General features: G+C 58.2%; 18 protein-coding genes. 9 read left to right on the top strand and 9 right to left on the bottom strand.

What is annotated here, in order from left to right:
- Window positions 1-104: 104 nt before the first annotated feature.
- From J2X66_RS16120 to norR, 5 genes are all read right to left on the bottom strand, one after another.
- Complete coding sequence (locus J2X66_RS16120) at window positions 105-854, bottom strand: YkgJ family cysteine cluster protein (RefSeq protein ID WP_310266004.1); 750 nt, start codon at window positions 852-854, stop codon at window positions 105-107.
- A gap of 83 nt (window positions 855-937) precedes the next feature.
- A complete protein-coding gene (locus tag J2X66_RS16115) occupies window positions 938-1264 on the bottom strand; it encodes a hypothetical protein (protein ID WP_310266001.1) in 327 nt (108 codons plus the stop codon).
- Window positions 1265-1342: 78 nt separating this feature from the next.
- Complete coding sequence (locus J2X66_RS16110) at window positions 1343-1801, bottom strand: GNAT family N-acetyltransferase (RefSeq protein ID WP_310266218.1); 459 nt, start codon at window positions 1799-1801, stop codon at window positions 1343-1345.
- 27 nt (window positions 1802-1828) lie between these two features.
- Window positions 1829-2731 (bottom strand): chemotaxis protein CheV, encoded by a 903-nt coding sequence (locus tag J2X66_RS16105; RefSeq protein ID WP_140668481.1) that lies wholly within the window; start codon window positions 2729-2731, stop codon window positions 1829-1831.
- Between the two features lie 266 nt (window positions 2732-2997).
- The gene (gene norR, locus J2X66_RS16100) at window positions 2998-4548 is read right to left on the bottom strand and encodes a nitric oxide reductase transcriptional regulator NorR (protein WP_310265999.1); all 1551 of its coding nucleotides are present in this window, start codon (window positions 4546-4548) and stop codon (window positions 2998-3000) included.
- A 148-nt stretch (window positions 4549-4696) separates the two neighbouring features.
- Here norR and hmpA point away from each other — a divergent pair, with 148 nt between their 5' ends.
- The 8 genes from hmpA to J2X66_RS16060 all read left to right on the top strand — a co-directional run bounded on the left by hmpA (window position 4697) and on the right by J2X66_RS16060 (window position 13070).
- Window positions 4697-5878, top strand: coding sequence for an NO-inducible flavohemoprotein (gene hmpA / locus J2X66_RS16095; protein WP_310265997.1), 1182 nt, complete (start codon window positions 4697-4699; stop codon window positions 5876-5878).
- Between the two features lie 285 nt (window positions 5879-6163).
- On the top strand, window positions 6164-6673 hold the full coding sequence (locus tag J2X66_RS16090; RefSeq protein WP_123435056.1) for a disulfide bond formation protein B: 510 nt from the start codon (window positions 6164-6166) through the stop codon (window positions 6671-6673).
- Between the two features lie 817 nt (window positions 6674-7490).
- Window positions 7491-8435, top strand: coding sequence for a ubiquinol oxidase subunit II (gene cyoA / locus J2X66_RS16085; protein WP_310265990.1), 945 nt, complete (start codon window positions 7491-7493; stop codon window positions 8433-8435).
- A gap of 3 nt (window positions 8436-8438) precedes the next feature.
- The gene (gene cyoB, locus J2X66_RS16080) at window positions 8439-10469 is read left to right on the top strand and encodes a cytochrome o ubiquinol oxidase subunit I (RefSeq protein ID WP_027922710.1); all 2031 of its coding nucleotides are present in this window, start codon (window positions 8439-8441) and stop codon (window positions 10467-10469) included.
- 3 nt (window positions 10470-10472) lie between these two features.
- Window positions 10473-11099 carry a cytochrome o ubiquinol oxidase subunit III gene (locus J2X66_RS16075; protein ID WP_027922711.1) on the top strand — a complete coding sequence of 209 codons (627 nt, stop codon included), beginning with the start codon at window positions 10473-10475 and terminating at the stop codon, window positions 11097-11099.
- Window positions 11099-11440 carry a cytochrome o ubiquinol oxidase subunit IV gene (cyoD, locus tag J2X66_RS16070; protein WP_027922712.1) on the top strand — a complete coding sequence of 114 codons (342 nt, stop codon included), beginning with the start codon at window positions 11099-11101 and terminating at the stop codon, window positions 11438-11440. The genes J2X66_RS16075 and cyoD overlap by 1 nt, the downstream gene beginning before the upstream one ends.
- A gap of 11 nt (window positions 11441-11451) precedes the next feature.
- A complete protein-coding gene (gene cyoE / locus J2X66_RS16065) occupies window positions 11452-12339 on the top strand; it encodes a heme o synthase (protein ID WP_027922713.1) in 888 nt (295 codons plus the stop codon).
- Between the two features lie 191 nt (window positions 12340-12530).
- Window positions 12531-13070, top strand: coding sequence for a hypothetical protein (locus J2X66_RS16060; protein ID WP_310265984.1), 540 nt, complete (start codon window positions 12531-12533; stop codon window positions 13068-13070).
- Window positions 13071-13223: 153 nt separating this feature from the next.
- On the opposite strand, the gene J2X66_RS16055 is transcribed toward J2X66_RS16060, so the two are convergent.
- Window positions 13224-14633 carry a PLP-dependent aminotransferase family protein gene (locus J2X66_RS16055; protein WP_310265981.1) on the bottom strand — a complete coding sequence of 470 codons (1410 nt, stop codon included), beginning with the start codon at window positions 14631-14633 and terminating at the stop codon, window positions 13224-13226.
- Window positions 14634-14754: 121 nt separating this feature from the next.
- On the opposite strand from J2X66_RS16055, the gene J2X66_RS16050 reads away from it, so the two are divergent.
- Window positions 14755-15249 carry a RidA family protein gene (locus tag J2X66_RS16050; RefSeq protein WP_310265979.1) on the top strand — a complete coding sequence of 165 codons (495 nt, stop codon included), beginning with the start codon at window positions 14755-14757 and terminating at the stop codon, window positions 15247-15249.
- 56 nt (window positions 15250-15305) lie between these two features.
- Here the strand turns inward: J2X66_RS16050 and J2X66_RS16045 are convergent, their stop codons facing one another.
- From J2X66_RS16045 to J2X66_RS16035, 3 genes are all read right to left on the bottom strand, one after another.
- Window positions 15306-16010 carry a hypothetical protein gene (locus J2X66_RS16045; RefSeq protein ID WP_109787539.1) on the bottom strand — a complete coding sequence of 235 codons (705 nt, stop codon included), beginning with the start codon at window positions 16008-16010 and terminating at the stop codon, window positions 15306-15308.
- A gap of 160 nt (window positions 16011-16170) precedes the next feature.
- Window positions 16171-17688, bottom strand: a complete 1518-nt coding sequence (locus J2X66_RS16040) for an ATP-binding protein (protein WP_310265976.1) — start codon at window positions 17686-17688, stop codon at window positions 16171-16173.
- Window positions 17685-18401 carry a response regulator transcription factor gene (locus J2X66_RS16035; protein ID WP_123435046.1) on the bottom strand — a complete coding sequence of 239 codons (717 nt, stop codon included), beginning with the start codon at window positions 18399-18401 and terminating at the stop codon, window positions 17685-17687. Before J2X66_RS16035 ends, J2X66_RS16040 begins: the two co-directional genes overlap by 4 nt.
- Between the last annotated feature and the right edge of the window lie 37 nt (window positions 18402-18438).

Here is an 18438-nt window from a genome sequence, read left to right as displayed (position 1 = left end):
ATCGATCGTCATCGCGAGCAAGCTCGCTCCCACAAGGACACCGCTGTACCTGTGGGATCGAGCTTGCTCGCGATGGGGCCATACCTGGCGACATCAATCCTGAATCAAGCCGCCCGCAACGAAATAAACGCATAGTTCACCGGTGCTTCAGTCACCAGTTGCGCGCCCGCCGCCTGCACTTGGCCGGCAATGTCTTCCCCCGACACATGAAACAACCAGTCACTCTCCGGCGCCGCCAGCGGTTGCGCTGATACCTGATCAATGACCGTGGCAAACGCGTTCATGTCCGGCAGATAAGCGGTAAACCCATCGCCCTTCAGCGCTGTCGTGCGAATCCCCAACAACCCGCAAATCGCGTCCTTGGCCTGAACATCATCGCGATCCGCCTGGCGAGAACGCTGGATCAACTCCACCAGCCCCTGATCCACCACCTGACCGCCGATGATCAAATCCGGGCCCTGTTCCCATGACTCGGGCGGGCAATCCTTGATCGCTGTGTTCAGCGGGATGTGCGGGTTGATTTCTGCCGGGTAGATGCGGCACACCAGCGGTCGGCGCTCGTAGATGCGGCACAGGTTGTCTTCGTCAAGATTCCGGCAGGGACCGACGTTATAGGCGGCGAAGGTGATCGCCACGTAAGCCTCGGACGCGCCGCTCCGAACCAGCACCGAACGACGTTCGGCGTGTTCGCGTTGCTGCACCGGCAAGCCCAGGCCGTTACCCGGAAAACCCTCGACCAGCACGATCACTTGACCGCCATCGGCCGCCCACATGCGGGCTTCCGCCAGGGTCAGGGGGACGTGGTGGTCGGTGCAGCATTTGCCACAACCTACGCAGGAAAACGTTGTGTTCATTGATCGTTGGGCCGGATGTGAGGGCAAGAAACGGCGACAGAATGTCACCGCACTGCTCAGCGATGAAGCAAGTTATGCGCCATTCACTGAGACTTGGCGGTGGGGCGAACGGAGTCCCATTCGGTCACGTAGGCGGTTTTTGTTTTCTTGTTGTAGAGGCACAGCTCTGTGCCTTGCTGGCCTTTCATGTGTTTTTGCGGGTATTGGCCTTGCAGCAGGAGGGCGGTGTAGTCGACCCGGTCATCGAATTGCGCAGGGTTGCCGACGGGCCTGGCGTTTTTCAGGCCGCTGGCTTTGGTGCAATGGGTGAGGACGGCTTTGTCGTAGGCGGCCCAGGCGTCGGGGCTGGAGGCGTGGGCCTGGGAGGCGAGGGCGGTGAGGCAGAGGAAGGTCAGGGTGGCGGCTTTCATTGTTCGGGCATCCGTTGGGCTTGATTGGCCGAGTATGCCTGAAGGGTTGGTATTGTTAATGCTCGCGATGGCGGTGGTTCAGACGGGAACCGGTTCCCGGCGGACCACATACATCCCGGCACTTTCATACAGCCGCTGCGCCCGAAGGTTGTCTTCCAATACCTTCAAATCGACAAACCCTTCCCGACGTTGCTGAAACACGTTAAACGCCTGCAGTAGCAGGGCGCGTCCCAGCCCGAGGCGTTGCGCCCGCGGGTGGACCACCAGGTTCTTGATGTAGGCGCTGGTCCAGCACTGGCATACACCGACGACGCCGTCGGCATCCAGTGCAATGAAACACAGGGCAGGATCGTATTCGGGATCGGTTTCAAACCGCTGCTGCCACACCTCCAGTGTCGGGACGCGACCGCCACCGTCCTGGTAACCCAGTTCCATCAAGTGATGAACGGCGACTGCCAATTCTGGGCGGTATTGGCTGAGGACGATGCCTTCAGGCCAGGTAATCGCCGGCACAGCCTCGGCGAGGTTGCGCCGCATCAAATAGCAAAAGTGCTCGGCCACCACTTAATGACCTTGTTCAGCGACAGCCCTGGCCGCCTCGATCAGGCATTTGGTCAGTTCGGGCGAAGAAAACTTGGTCAGCACCGCGTTAGCCCCGGCCAGTCGCGCCTTCTCGCTGTTCATCGCGCTGTCCAGCGATGTGTGCAGCAGCACATAAAGGTGCGAGAAGTCCGGCGTTTCGCGCAGGGTGCGGGTGAAGGCGTAGCCGTCCATCTCCGACATTTCGATGTCCGAGACGATCAGGTTGATCTGCTGGGCCGTGCCTTGCAGGTCGAGCAGGCAGTCGATGGCCTCCTTGGCGCTGCGGGCGGTGTGGCATTGCAGGCCGAGGTTGCGCAGGGTATGCACGGATTGTTGCAGGGCGACCTGGCTGTCATCAACCACCAGAATGCGTGCGCTGCCCAGTACTTCAGCGTCTTCCATGCTCAGTTCGGTGGGGGCCGTTTCGATCTGTGCCGGGGCGATGCCGTGGATGACTTTTTCGATGTCCAGCACTTGCACCAGCGTGCCGTCGACCGAGGTCACGCCGGTGATGTACGAGCGCACGCCGCCGGAACCAAAGGGTGGCGGGCGGATGTCGGTGGTGAGGCAGTGGACGATCTTGCTCACGGCCTGAACATGCAGGCCCTGCTTGGAGCGACTGACGTCGGTGACGATCAGGCAGCCACCGTTCGGGTCTTCCAGCGGGCGTTCGCCGATGGCACGGCTCAGGTCGATTACTGACAACGAAGCGCCGCGCAGGGTGGCGATGCCTTTAACGTGAGGATGCGACTCCGGCAGCCGGGTCAGCGGGGGGCAGGGGATGATTTCGCTGACTTTGAGCAGGTTGATCGCCATCAGCTTGCCGCTGCGCAAGGTAAACAGCAAAAGCGAAAGTGAATCTGCGCGGGCTTTGTTGGAAGACATATGTACCTTCTGGAAAAAGGTGATGGGCGATCGCGGGATTGCCAAAAACTATCGATATCGGGTTATCGACTTGTAGTGGGCAGGCTTTAGGGGTATTCCGTCGCGTGCCGGTGAATGCATTTTTTGTAGCCGCTACCGCAGGCTGCGTCCGGTTGCGAAGCAGCCGTAAACCTTGAATCCTTGTTGCATCAGTTGCAACGCAGTCGATGGTTTTGCGAGGACTGCGTCCGCGAACGCAGCCTTCGGCAGCTGCTACAGGGACCGAGTTATTTCATCCCCAATCGCTTGGCCATGCGCCCAAGATTCGCGCGGTCCAGACCCAGCTCTCGCGCCGCGCTCGCCCAGTTGTTGTGATGCCGCTCCAGGCAAGCGCTGATCAATTGCCGCTGATAATTCTCCGTGGCCTCACGCAGATCACCGGCTACCAATGTCACAGGGCTGACGACGGGTTGTTCGGTAAGCACCTCGACACTGCCAGTAGGCAAATCCAGATCCGCCGCACTCAGGCTGAGAATCTTCGGTCGATCCTTGCAATTACCCAGCGCTTTAAGCGCGCTGCGACCAATCAAATGCTCCAGCTCCCGCACATTCCCCGGCCAGTTGTAGGCCAGCAAGGCCGCCTGGGCGTCGCTGTTCAAACGCAGGCTGTTGAGGCCCATGCGTGAACGATTTTGCTCCAGGAAGAAGCCGCTGAGCAGCAATACATCCCGCCCGCGATCGCGCAGTGCGGGCACCAGCAACGGGTAAACGCTCAAGCGATGGTAGAAGTCGGCACGGTAGCGACCGTTGCGCACTTCTTCAGCCAGGTCACGGTTGGTCGCCGCGATCAGGCGCACGTCCACTGTGTGTTCCTTGTCCGAGCCGAGGCGCTGCAACTGACCGCTTTGCAAAACCCGCAACAGCTTGGCTTGCACCGTCAATGACAGCTCACCGACTTCATCGAGAAACAGCGTGCCGCCATTGGCCAGTTCGAACTTGCCGCGACGATCATTCATCGCGCCGGTGAACGCGCCGCGCACATGGCCGAACAATTCGCTTTCGACCAAGGTGTCGGGCAGTGCCGCGCAGTTGAGGCTGATGATCGGTTTGTCGGCGCGGGCAGAGGCGGCGTGAATCGCCTGTGCGACCAGTTCCTTGCCGACCCCGGTTTCGCCGGTGATCAACACGGTCAGGTCGCTGCCGCCCACCAGGTTGATCTCTTCCACCAGGCGTTTGTGGGTCTTGCTCTGGCCAATCATTTCGCGGTTCTGCTGGCCGCTGGCCTGGCGGTAAACCTCGGCGCGCTGGTGTTCGTCTTCGGCGCGATTGGCCAGGCGCTCAATGCGCTCGGCGGCGTTGACCGTGGCCGCCGCGAGGCTGGCAAAGGCTTGCAGGGCATCCAGTTCGATCGGTTCGAATTGCTCCGGGTCGAGGGCGTCGAGGGTCAGCAAACCCCAGGGGCGCTCGTCGATGAACAGCGGGCAACCCATGCAGTCGTGGACTTCCAGATGATCGGCGAGACCCTCGACCAGTCCGTCGTAAGGGTCGGGCAAGTCGCTGTCGGCCGCAAAACGGGTCGGGCCGTGGCTGCTGAGCAAGGCCTCGAATCGCGGGTGCTCGCTGATTTTGAAGCGCCGGCCCAGGGTGTCCGTGCTCAAGCCATCGACGGCCAGCGGCACCAACCATTCGCCATCAAGGCGCAGCAGGGCCGCGGCATCGCAGGGGAGCAGGGCGCGCATGGCTTCGAGCAAGCGTCGATAACGCTCGCCTTCGGGCAGTTCGCGGGACAGGTCGGAGACCAGAGGCAGCAATGCGGTGAGCAGGGATTTTGCAGTCATAGTGACTCCGTGTAGTCGACATGACTATAAAGCAGTGTGTGTCGATATGACTACGATGTTATTAAACTATTGATTTATATAATTTTAATACTTGGCATGGAAACTGATATGTCTAAGGAAATACACATCAAGCTCCGGAGTCGTCCTTATGCTGAGCGTTCAAGACCGTGCCATCGTCAAATCCACCGTACCGTTGCTGGAAAGCGGCGGCGAAGCGCTGATCACTCACTTCTACCGCATGATGCTCTCCGAATACCCGGAAGTCCGCCCGCTGTTCAACCAGGCCCACCAGGCCAGTGGTGATCAGCCGCGCGCGCTGGCCAACGGTGTCTTGATGTACGCACGGCACATCGACCAGCTCGATCAGTTGGGCGACCTGGTGGCCAAGATCATCAACAAACACGTGGCCCTGCAAATCCTGCCAGAACACTACCCGATTGTCGGCACCTGCCTGCTGCGTGCCATCGCCGAAGTGCTGGGTGAAGAAATCGCCACCCCTGAAGTCATCGCGGCCTGGGGCGCGGCTTATGGGCAACTCGCCGAGATTCTGATCGGTGCTGAAACCAGCATCTACGATCAGAAAGAGCAGGCGCCTGGTGGCTGGCGCGGGGCGCGGGAATTCATCGTCACGGCCAAGGTTGAAGAAAGCGCGGAAATCACCTCGTTCTACTTCGAACCTGCCGACAAAGGCCCGATTCTTGAGGCAGAGCCTGGCCAGTACATTGGCATGAAACTGATCCTCGACGGCGAAGAGATCCGTCGCAACTACTCACTGTCGGCGCTGGCAAACAAGGGCGAGTACCGCATCAGCGTCAAGCGTGAAACCGGTGGGCGGGCGTCCAACCATTTGCACGATCAGTTGCATGTCGGGGCGAGCATCCAGTTGTTCCCGCCATCAGGTGAATTCACCCTGACAGCCAGCGAAAAGCCGTTGGTGCTGATCAGCGGCGGTGTCGGCATTACTCCGACACTGGCGATGCTCGAAGCCGCGCTGGCCACCGAGCGCCCGGTGCATTTTATCCACTGCGCGCGAAACGGCAGCGTGCATGCCTTCCGCGACTGGATCGATGGGTTGGCTGAGCGTCATCCGCAACTCAAGCGCTTCTATTGCTATGCGGAAGATGACGGTGTGAGTCCGGCAGCGGATAAAGTCGGTTTGTTGAGCCGGGAGCAACTGGGCGAGTGGTTGCCCGAACAGCGTGACCTGGATGCTTATTTCCTGGGGCCTAAGGGGTTCATGGCGGCGATCAAGCGCCACCTCAAGGCGTTGGGGGTTCCGGAGAAGCAGAGCCGTTATGAGTTCTTCGGGCCGGCTTCGGCGTTGGAGTAAACGAATGTGGCGGCTCGGGAGACCGAGTCGCCTTTATCGCGAGCAGGCTCACTTCTGCAGGGATTTGGGTGTACACAAAATGTGTGTTCACCCAAATCCCTGTAGAAGTGAGCCTGCTCGCGATGGCCGCACCACGGTCTCAATTCTTGATCACAGTCAGAAAAGTTAATCCCTTCTTAACCGGACTATCGTTTATTCCCCCAAATCCACCGGCACGCGCCAGGCTCTCAAACCTCCGAGCCTGCGTGTAGACTGGCGGCAACTGCTATCTAAAAGGGAAACGCGATGAGCGAGGAAACAATGCGATTGGGGCGCGAACGGCGCTATCTGGTGTTACTGGGCATCATCTGCCTGGCGCTGATCGGCGGCGCGCTGTACATGCAAATTGTGTTGGGCGAGGCGCCATGCCCGCTGTGCATTCTCCAGCGCTACGCGTTGTTGTTTATCGCGGTGTTTGCCTTCATCGGCGCGGCCACGCGTACCCGTCGCAGCATTACCGTGTTCGAGACGCTGGTGGTCATCAGTGCCCTGGCAGGCACCGCGGTGGCCGGGCATCACGTCTACACCCAGTTCTACCCTGCGGTCAGTTGCGGCATCGATGTGCTGCAGCCGATTGTCGATGGTCTGCCGCTGGCGAAGATCTTCCCGCTGGGCTTCCAGGTGGATGGCTTCTGTTCCACGCCGTACCCGCCGATCCTCGGTCTGTCGCTGGCGCAATGGGCGCTGGTAGCGTTCGTGCTGATCGTGATTCTGGTGCCGTTGCTCACTTCGCGTAACCGTAAAGCGCTGCGCTGAGGCGGTTCGCCGCACTGCTGCGTCATCGATAAAAACGCCCCGGCCCTCGTTGAGGGGGCCGGGGCGTTTTGCATTTTCAGAGGCCAGGTAAAAAGCCCTTGATGCGCGACAAGCAAGGGTGCGGCACGTGTGCGACATGTTGTCACAGCGTGAGTGTCGCAAGGCATTTCAAGGGGCTGAATTGGCATGGGGTCGGGCAACAAAATTGGTCTGTTGCGGCGGCCCTTCATCTGATCCCTGAAATGCTGGAGCAGGCAGTTTTAACAGGGGCTGGCAAATTGCCAAAGCCCTTGTCACATAGGGGGTTGAGCAGGGTCGGGGGAGGGCGCAGTAACCCCGAAGCTGTCTGAACTGCGCTAGGTAGACCTACTATTTTTAGTGTTTTTGTTGAGAATCAATTTCGATACCATGCCGGACTTTTGCGAAATCCGTTAATGATTGTTGCTGGAATGGATAAAAATTATTTCGGGATGAGACATGGTTTATGAATCGTTACATATCTACAATCGCCCGCACTGAATTCCCGGCACTGCTCATCATGAGCAGAAAGTAGGGCGTCGAGGGGCTTGAACGCCTCATGCGACTCCCAGGTGTCGGAGCCTTCCAACTATCCGCACCAAATGGAATTGGTCTGTAACAAGGCCTTTGACCACGAATTCGAATAAGAACTTACCGCTGTCCCAGGATTTGTCGAGCAGCGTCTGACGCGCGACGGGCGGCCCTTATTCAATCCAAGAAAAATGCCAACCCTTGGCAGGGTGAAGTGTTGGCGATCAAAACCCAACTGCATTGCGCAAGCTGCTTTAGAGGTCGTGAGATGAGTAAAAACAGGTACCCCAGACTACTAGGCTTATTGCCGCTGATTGGCACATTGTTGCTGTCAGGCTGCAACATGACCTTGCTCGATCCCAAGGGCCAGGTTGGCCTGGACGAGCGAAACCTGATCATCACCGCAACGCTGCTGATGCTTCTTGTCGTGGTACCGGTCATCGTCATGACCTTCCTGTTCGCCTGGAAATATCGCGCCTCCAACACTGACGCCGTCTACACGCCGAAGTGGTCGCACTCCACCAAGATTGAAATCGCGGTGTGGGCAATTCCAGTGCTGATCATCATTGCCCTGGGTTATGTCACCTACAAGTCGACCCACGCTCTGGACCCGTACAAGCCACTGGAATCCGACGTCAAGCCGGTCACCATTCAAGTAGTATCGATGGACTGGAAGTGGCTGTTCATCTATCCGGAACAAGGGATCGCCACGGTCAACAAGATCGTCTTCCCGGCCAACACGCCGATCAACTTCCAGATCACTTCCGACACCGTGATGAACTCGTTCTTCATTCCGGGCCTGGGCGGTCAGATCTACGCGATGGCGGGCATGCAGACCAAGCTGCACCTGATCGCCAACCAGAATGCTGAATTCGACGGGATCTCCGCCAACTACAGCGGCGCGGGTTTCACCGGCATGAAGTTCAAAGCTATCGCCACCTCTCAGGCGGACTTCGATGCCTGGGTCAGTGATGTCAAGAAGGCACCTAAACAGCTTGAAAAAGCTGAATACGAAGCCCTTTCCAAACCAAGCCAGAACAATCCAGTAGCGCTCTACTCCTCGTTCACGCCGAACCTGTTCCAGACCATCGTCGACAAGTACGAAGGCATGAAACCAGGTCCGAAAGTGGACCACGAGAAGAAAGAGAAAGAAGTGGCCCAGATGGAAGGGATGGACATGAGTTCGCATTCAGCTGCCGGGGCAGAGGAGTAAACGATGTTTGGTAAATTAAGTTGGGAAGCGGTCCCGTTCCACGAACCGATCGTGATGGTGACCATCGCCATGATCGCGCTCGGCGGTCTGGGCGTGTTCGCTGCAATCACCTATTTCAAGAAGTGGACCTACCTGTGGTCCGAGTGGCTGACGTCGGTCGACCACAAGAAAATCGGCGTGATGTACATCATCGTCGCCATGGTCATGCTGCTGCGCGGTTTTGCCGACGCCATCATGATGCGTACCCAGTTGGCCCTGTCCACCGAAGGTTCGCCGGGCTACCTGCCGCCTGAACACTATGACCAGATCTTCACCGCTCACGGTGTGATCATGATCATCTTCATGGCGATGCCTTTCTTCACCGGCCTGATGAACCTTGCAGTGCCGCTGCAGATCGGCGCGCGTGACGTTGCCTACCCGTTCCTGAACTCCCTGAGCTTCTGGCTGCTGATGTCTGGCGTCGTGCTGGTGAACGTGTCCCTGGGTGTCGGCGAATTCGCCCGTACCGGTTGGGTGGCGTATCCACCGCTGTCGGAACTGGGCTACAGCCCTGGCGTGGGTGTGGACTACTACATCTGGGCGCTACAGCTATCCGGGCTAGGTACGACGCTGACCGGGGTCAACTTCCTGGCCACCGTGCTGAAAATGCGTACCCCGGGCATGAAACTGATGGACATGCCGATCTTCACCTGGACCTGCACCTGGGCCAACGTGCTGATCGTCGCTTCCTTCCCGATCCTGACCGCTACCCTGGCATTGCTGACGCTTGACCGTTACATGGATTTCCACATTTTCACCAATGAACTTGGTGGCAATCCGATGATGTACGTCAACCTGTTCTGGGCGTGGGGTCACCCCGAGGTTTACATCCTGATTCTGCCGGCGTTCGGGATCTTCTCCGAAGTCATCTCGGCGTTCTCCGGCAAGAAACTGTTCGGCCACCACTCGATGATCTACGCCTCGGGCGCGATCTCGATCCTGGGCTTCATGGTTTGGCTGCACCACTTCTTCACCATGGGTTCGGGTGCCAACGTCAACGCCTTCTTCGGTCTGGCGACGATGCTGATTTCGATCCCGACGGGGGTGAAGCTATTCAACTGGCTGTTCACCATCTACCAGGGCCGTCTGCGCATGACCAGCCAGGTTCTGTGGACCCTGGGTTTCATGGTGACCTTCGCCATTGGCGGCATGACCGGCGTACTGCTGGCCATTCCGGGTGCTGACTTTGTCCTGCACAACAGCCTGTTTGTAATTGCTCACTTCCACAACGTGATCATCGGCGGCGCCGTGTTCGGCTACATCGCTGGTTTCGGCTTCTACTTCCCTAAAGCGTTCGGCTTCAAGCTGCACGAAGGTTGGGGCAAGGCAGCGTTCTGGTTCTGGATCTCGGGCTTCTTCGTCGCGTTCATGCCGCTCTATGCTCTGGGCTTCATGGGCATGACCCGTCGTCTGAACGCCACCACCAACCCTGAGTGGGTGCCGTACCTGTACGTGGCCATGTTCGGTGCGGTGATGATCGCCTGCGGTATCGCCTGCCAATTGATCCAGCTCTACGTCAGTGTCCGTGACCGTAAGAAGCCGGAAAACATGTGCGAACACGGTGACCCGTGGAATGCCCACACGCTGGAATGGTCGACCTCGTCGCCGCCACCGTTCTACAACTTTGCCGTACTGCCAAAAGCCGACTGCATCGACCCGTTCACTGAAGCCAAGGAAGACGGTACTGCGTACCAGACTCCGGTCAAGTACGAGCCGATCCACATGCCAAACAACACCGCGACCGGCCTGGTCATGGGTGCTCTGTTGACCGTGTTCGGTTTCGCGATGATCTGGCACATCTGGTGGATGGCCATCTTCGGCCTCGCCGGCGCCGTGATCTACTTCGTGATCCACGCTGCCCGTGATGACCAGGGCTACATGGTGCCGGTCGACGTGATCGAGCGCACCGAAGCCGAGCAGCGCAAACGTCTGGTAGCCGCAGGGAAAATCCCGGCCACTGCCACCCGTGTTGAAACCTCGTTGGAACAGGCTTAAACCATGTCGAACTTAGTGACCAATGCTGGACACACCCATGTCGATGGACATGGGCACGATGACCATCACCACGACTCGGGCGAGATGACCGTATTCGGTTTCTGGCTCTACCTGATGACCGACTGCATTCTGTTTGCGTCGATCTTCGCGGTGTACGCGGTACTGGTTAACAACGTAGCGGGTGGCCCGTCGGGCCACGACATCTTCGAGCTGCCATACGTGCTGGGCGAAACCGCCTGCCTGTTGTTCAGTTCGATCACCTACGGCTTCGCCATGCTGGCGTTGTTCAAGGGCAACAAGAAGGCGGTACTGGGCTGGTTGGCCATCACCTTCCTGTTCGGCTTGGGCTTCATCGGCATGGAGATCAACGAGTTCCACATGCTGATCTCCGAAGGCTACGGTCCTAACCGCAGCGGCTTCCTGTCCGGGTTCTTCACCCTGGTCGGCACCCACGGTCTGCACGTGACCAGCGGTCTGATCTGGATGGCGATCATGATGTATCAGGTCCAGAAAAACGGCCTGACGGCGACCAACAAGACCCGTCTGAGCTGCCTGAGCCTGTTCTGGCACTTCCTGGACGTGGTGTGGATCTGCGTATTCACCGTTGTTTACCTGATGGGGACCCTGTAATGGCTAATGCACACTCCCACGATGGCCACGGCCACGACGACAGCCACGGCAGCGTCAAGTCCTATGCCATCGGTTTCATCCTGTCGGTGATCCTGACGATCATTCCTTTCGGCCTGGTGATGTACCCGTCGCTGCCGAAAGCCATGACCCTGTGGATCGTACTGGCCTTCGCCGTGATCCAGGTGCTCGTGCACCTGGTGTACTTCCTCCACCTGGACCGCTCCGCTGCCCAGCGTAACAACGTGATCGCGTTTGTCTTCGCTGCATTGGTAATCGTCCTGTTGGTAGGCCTGTCGCTGTGGATCATGTTCAGCATCCACACCGTCATGATGGCGCACTGAGGAAAGTCCGGATGTCCTTTAAGCACTTTATCCAAATCACCAAACCGGGGATCATTTTCGGTAACGTGCTTTCTGTGGCGGGCGGATTTTTCCTGGCCTCGAAAGGGCATGTCGATCTGGCCATCTTCCTGGCCGCCATGATCGGCACGTCCCTGGTGGTGGCTTCCGGTTGTGTGTTCAACAACTGCATCGACCGCGACATCGACCTGAAGATGGAACGCACCAAGAACCGGGTGCTGGTCCAGGGCTTGATCTCCCTGAAACTGGCCCTGGCCTTTGCGACCGTCCTGGGTGTTGCCGGCGTTGCGTTGTTGTACAAGGTGGCTAACCCGTTGGCCGCGCTGTTCGCAGTGATCGGTTTCGTCATCTACGTCGGCTTCTACAGCCTGTACCTCAAGCGCAAGTCGGTTCACGGCACGCTGGTGGGCAGTCTGTCGGGCGCCATGCCGCCGGTGATTGGCTACGTCGCTGTGACCAACAGCTTCGACATGGCCGCACTGACGTTGCTGGTGATGTTCAGCCTGTGGCAGATGCCGCATTCCTACGCCATCGCGATTTTCCGCTTTAACGATTACCTGGCCGCATCGATTCCGGTGCTGCCAGTGAAGCGCGGAATCCAGGTGGCCAAGAAGCACATCCTGATCTACATCCTGGCCTTCCTCGTGGCGACCTTGATGCTGACCTTCAGTGGCTACGCCGGCATGAGCTACCTCGCCGTCGCCGCGGCCATGGGCATGTACTGGTTGTACATGGCCTGGACCGGTTACAAGGCAGTGGATGACACGGTCTGGGCACGCAAGCTGTTCGTGTTCTCGATCTTCACCATTACCGCGTTGAGCGTGATGATGTCCCTGGACTTCAAAGTGCCGACCGAGCTGCTTTTGACGTACGCGCCTTAAGCGTCGGATGCTGTAAACAAAAGCCCCGCCTTCGAGAGAAGCGCGGGGCTTTTTGTTAGGGCATTGAAGTGTTTACCCTACTGCTGGTTAGATATCCACCTGACAACTTTGACAGTAGATGCTAAAGGGGGGAGCGGGGTATTTTTTAAAGGAAGGCATTTAAAAACCACATGGAAAGTCGGGGTGTTGATATGAAGCATAAACAACTCTATGAATTCAAAGATACGGACGGCGCTGGGAATCCAGAAGTTGTGATGTCTCGCTATGATGAAGGGAATTACAGACTGGATAGTCCAAATGCCAGGATTACAATATATTCTTCTAATGACGACTGGAAGTATGACATGACCTCCGCAACGAACGACGCGGATGGTGATGGTGACCATGATGAAGATGACCAATCCTACTACTTGCTCGCAGCTAAACTGGTAGCAGAAATGGCTACCCTAAGCCCAATGGATGAAAGTAATAGATTATTTGATCGGGTTTTAATTGCGTTTTGTGAGGGTAGTGAAACAGATGTCAATATTATGCATTATAAAAAAGGAAATAGAGATCTAAGCAATCCTGACTTTATTGTGAAAGCGACAAATCTCGACCCGCAAGGAAGATATCGCACTATCATAGATACAATAGATGCAGACGGTGATCAGGATGTTGATAAGGGTGATGAATTGATATATAGGAACTTGGCGACATCATTTGCATCAATGAAGAGCATGCGGCCGTAAGTCACTTTATTTCGGTTGCGGGCTTGGGCTTTTTGTTGCTACATCAAAAGATCGCAGCCTCGTTTCACTCGACAGCTCCTACAGAATTGCGCGGATCCTTTGTAGGCGCTGTCGAGTGAAACGAGGCTGCGATCTTTTGATCCTGGGCTGATGTCAGCGATCAAGCACCCGCAAAAACCGTTCCCGCACCTGCGGATCATCGCTGTGCGCAACATTGAAGCGCAGAAAACTATTGGCGTCGGCCGCTTTACTCAACATCGCTCCGGGCGCCAGTACCAGGTCATTCTTGAGGCCTTTGTTGGCGAGGGTTTCGGCATGCAACCCGCCGGGCAGACGCGCCCAGATGAACAATCCTTCGCCCGGTACAGATGACACTGAGCATCCGGCCTCCACCAGCCAGCGCACCACGCGACTGTTCGACTCATACAAGCGATCCACCGTGCGTCGGATGTGCTTGGCGTAGCTGCCGTTGCTGAGCATGGTGCAGGTGATCTGCTCCGCCAGTTCCGAGGTCACGCCGCCGATGCTCATCTTCAGGTTGATCATTCTGGCCGCCAGTTGCGGTGACAACACGGCATAGCTGACCCGGCTGTTGGCCGTCAGGGTCTTGGAGAAACCGGACACGTAACTGACATTGTCGAGCCCGCTGGCGGCCAGGCGGGGGGTGCGTCGTTGCTGGAGATCGCCGTACAGGTCATCTTCAACAATGTGAAAACCGTAGCGGTGACTCAACTCCAGCAGGCGATACACCTGCGCCGCCGAAAACGAGTGCCCGGTCGGGTTATGCAAGGTGCTGTTGGTCATATAGAGCACGGGGCGGTGGACGATCAGCAGGTGCTCGAACGTCTCCAGATCCAGCCCGCTGCAATCGCGGGGAACGGTGATGACCTTGGCGCCGTGCAACGCCAGATTGGTGTGCAGGTTGAAGTAGCACGGATCGTCGAGCAGCACCGTATCGCCAGGTTTTATCAACAGGCGCATCAGCTGGTCGATGGCCTGCATGGTGTTGGCCGTGGTGATGATCTGCTCCACCGGCACTTCGATGCCGAAGCCCGACAACTTCACCCGTAATGCCTCGCGCAGCGGCCGATAACCACCGACCTCACCGTATTCGCCCATGCGCAGTGATGTCGCACGAAGGGTGCCGCGCACGGCTTTGAGCAGATCTTCGGCGGGCAACCATGAGCCGGGCAGAAATCCACAACCGGGACGCAGCGCGCCGTTATCCACAAGAATCGCACGGCGGACACGGCTGAGGGTGTCTTGCGGTTGCAGGTCCGGGGCAGCAGCGGTTGGGGTTTGGGGGCTTGCCCGGTGAATGTAATGCCCCGAACCCTGGCGTGAGACCACCAGTCCCTTGGCCCGCAATCGGTCGAGGGCGTCCACCACGGTGGATTTTCCGACGTTCATCAATTCGGAAAGTTCGCGAATCGGTGGCAACTTGGCCCCGTGTGGCAGGCCTCCCTGGCCGATGGCTTCGGACAGCTGATCGACAATCTGCTGCACCAGCGGCACCCCTGGCTGGAACTCGATGGCGGCGATCACAGCGCGTTGAGCCTGCATTTTACTGGTCTCACTGGCAGTAAAGTTCGCTGGATTCTATACGAACTTGCCCTGATCAAGAGAAGCGTCTGTCTCTACCATCAAAATCGCGTTTGTATGGTGGATCAAGAGGGCTCAGTAGATGATTAGGCAAACAACCCGCGACGAACGTTTCCTCGAGATGGCGAAAGAGCACGGCTTCGATATCTACGACGAGAACGCGGCCGGGGGGCATTACGCGCCACTGCTTCGGCATGACGATGAGCTGTATGTCAGTGGCCTGGTACCGCGCATGAACGGCAAAATCCAGTACCCGGGCCGGGTGGGCCTGGAGCTCAATTTGGCCGATGCCCAAGAGGCCGCGAGCATCAGCGCGATACGCGGTCTGGCATTGATCCGCGAGGCCGTCGGTTCACTGGATAACGTCAAGGCCCTGCTTCGTGTCACCGTTTATGTGAAATCCACGTTCGATTTCGTCGACCTCAGTGAGGTGGCCAACGGCGCGTCGGATGTTTTTACCCAGGTGTTGGGCGATGCCGGCAGACATACGCGCACGACAGTCGGTGTTTACCAGTTACCGAAAAACGCGCCGGTGGAAGTGGACATGATTGCGGCGCTGCATCCTTCGATTTCCTGATTTTTGCAGGCAATAAAAAGCCCCGCTGCAAGGGCGGGGCTTTTGGGTGGAACGTGTTACTGCGCGGCGATGCTGTAGCCGTCGAACGCGGTTTGTTGCTGCAGTGCGGTGATGATGTTCTTGCGGTTGACCGCTTGTTCGACGCCGGCGTTATCCAGGAACGTCTCGCTTTCAATCACGGCGTCATCGCCTTCGCCGACGAAGGTAAAGCCGAGGAACTCCAGCGCCTTGCGGTCAACGTTCAGGCTTGAACGCGGGGTGCGCAGCGGCAGGGTGACGTTTATGCCGTCCTTGCTGATGGTGAAGACTTCGAGATCTTTCTTGGCGCGAGCCACTTTGCTTTTGCCACTGCTTGGGTTGCTGATGGCCTGGTGAGTCTGGTTCAGCACTTTCAGCGCGAGGCCGTAGACGATTTCCTGAAACGCCGGGTCATCCTTGAAGCTGGAGAGAATCCGGCTGATCGGGAATTTGCTGCTCAGGTCTTCGAGAGCGGCAATGTCGGCCGCTTCCGCGTCCTTGAGTTGCTTGAGTTCGCCCATCAGTTCATAGGCTTTATCGTCGTCGAAGCTGTCATGTGCCTGGCGAATGGCGGCGCGCAGTTCGCGGATCTGATCGCTTTCCCGGGTGGATTGAAAAGCGTCCAGGACCATCTCGCTGATGGTCTTGGCCTGTGGCACATGCTGTGAAAGATTGATGGAGTTTTCGTATTCCGCTTTGGACGACAGGGTGACTACGGATTCAGCGGTGTTGGAATCGGACATTGAAATTTCACTACTTCTTTTAACTTGAATTGAGGCGAGAAAGCACAGGGCCTTTTCAGGTCGACTAATCTATTGGACCCACGCGGAGTTGTCACGGATGAACAGGCAGTTGGTCATGATTTTTGCGAGAAGGCATTTTGGTGCGTTGCCGGAACGTCGGCTATTTTCCCATCGAATTGAGATTCATTGAGTGAACCGCCCATTGTTCCGCGGTTTGCTGATCTACCGGTAAGGAGAAGCGGAAGGTGGCCCCCCGCCCGGGCAGATCGATCAGCTGGATCTCGCGTCCGTGTAACTGCAGGATCCGATGCACGATGCGCAGCCCCAACCCGCCATCGCGCCGTGCACCGCCAATGTTGAAGGGGCGCAGGAACAAGCCTTCGCGCAGCGGTGCAGCGATGCCGGGGCCGGTGTCGCTGACCGTGACTTCTATAAATGGCCCCTGAGGGCGCAGGCTCAGCTCGATTTCTCCGCCTTGAGGGGTGTTGCGCAGGGCGTTGTCGAACAGGTTGGTCAGCACGCGCTCGATCAATCCAAGGTCGGCGCAGGCCGCGGAAACGTTAGGGGCGAAAGTGGCCTTCAGTTCGATCTGGCGCGCTTCGGCGGTCAGTTCGAATTTCTGAAAAATGTCCTGCACCAGATCGGTCAGGGAGAAGCGCTCCAGCACCGGTTGTACGAAGCCGTGTTCCAGCCTGACCAACTCCAGCAGCGACTGTGCCAGGCCACCCACCTTGCGGCTTTGATCCAGAGCGATGCCGAGATAGCGACGCCGGTCGGCTGGGGATAACGTGGCGTCCTTGAGCGACAGGGTTTCCAGGTATCCATGCAGCGAGGCCAGTGGTGTTCGCAGGTCATGGGAAATGTTCGCCACCAGTTCGCGGCGTTCCTGGTCTTGACGCGTCAGCGAGCGCCACTGTTCGTTGAGGCGGGTTTGCATTTGTCGGAAGGCGGCGTCCAGCACGGCAATTTCATCGTGACTGGCGGCTTTCTCTACCGGCTCGGAGATGGGCGGTGTGGAGGGCACGCCGTCGATGTCGAACTGGCTGACTCTTTCGGTCAAGCGTCGCAGCGGTCGGGTGATCAGGGCAAATGCCGTCAGACCGGCAATCAGGCACAGCAATGCCACCAGACCGATGGACAACAGGGCGGTATTGAGTGCGGCGCTGGTGGCACCGCGTTCGGCGAAACGGTCGTGTTCTTCGCTGAGCAGTACCACATACAGGTAACCGGCGGGCTGGCCGTTGACGCGCAACGGTGCGGCGCTGAACACCTTGCGGCCATCGATACTGCGCGGGTCATCACCGAGAATCGGCAGGGCATCTCCTTTGAGCAGGCGCTGGACGGGGGCCAGATCGATCCGCTCCCGACGTATCCGTCCCTCCGGTGCGGCGCTTCCGACAATCTTGCCCTCGGTGTCCAGCAGATAAACCTCAACGCTGGGATTGACCTGCATGAGTTTGCTGAACAATTCGCGGATCGCATTGGGCATCAGGCCGCTGCTGTCCATCAGCACCGTGTCATGGGCGATGTGTTGCGCCAGATCGCGCGACAGCCCCTGGACCACCTCCAGTTCATGCATCTTGTTGGAGCGCACTTGCATCCAGGCCGATGTGCCACAGCACACCAGCAACAGAATGGCGAACACCAGGGACAGACGTTGTGTCAGGGTCAGCCTCATGGCTGCTCCTCCTTGACGGCGAATTTGTAGCCTCGGCCCCACACCGTGAGGATGCGCGCGGGCAGCGCCGGATCGGCTTCGATCTTGGCCCGCAGACGATTGATATGGGTGTTCACCGTGTGTTCGTAACCTTCATGGCTGTAACCCCAGACCGCATTGAGCAAATCCATGCGCGAGAAGACTTTGCCGGGTTGGCGGACGAAGAAATACAGCAGGTCGAATTCCCGTGGCGTGAGGTCCAGGCGACGACCGTCGAGCGAAACGTCGCGGGTGATCGGGTCGATGGACAAGCCGTCCGTCATCAGGCTGCCCGAGTCCATCTTCAGGTTGCGGGCCATGGCGTCGACCCTGCGTAGCAGCGCTTTGACCCGGGCGACCAGTTCCAGCATCGAAAAGGGTTTGGCGAGGTAATCGTCGGCGCCGAGTTCCAGCCCCAGGATCCGGTGCATTTCGCTGGAGCGTGCGCTGGTGATGATGATCGGGGTGTAGCGGGCCATCGCCCGTGCCCGGCGGCAGATTTCCAGGCCATCGACACCGGGCAGCATCAGGTCGAGGATCAACGCGTCCCAGCTTCCTTGCTGCAACAGGCGCATGCCTTCGTCACCGTCGGCGCAGTGCACCACCTCGAACTGCTCATCGCGAAGATGCAGGCAGATAAGGTCGGCGATGTGCAGGTCGTCCTCGACCACCAGGACGCGTTTGGTCTGTTCCATAAAGCTCAATCCTTTGTAGCGCAATGGGCACATTGTG

The sequence above is a fragment of the Pseudomonas sp. 3296 genome (assembly GCF_031456615.1).
Taxonomy (GTDB): domain Bacteria; phylum Pseudomonadota; class Gammaproteobacteria; order Pseudomonadales; family Pseudomonadaceae; genus Aquipseudomonas; species Aquipseudomonas mucoides.
The sequence above is the reverse complement of the archived record's forward strand: the minus strand, read 5'-3'. Positions and strand labels throughout refer to the sequence as shown.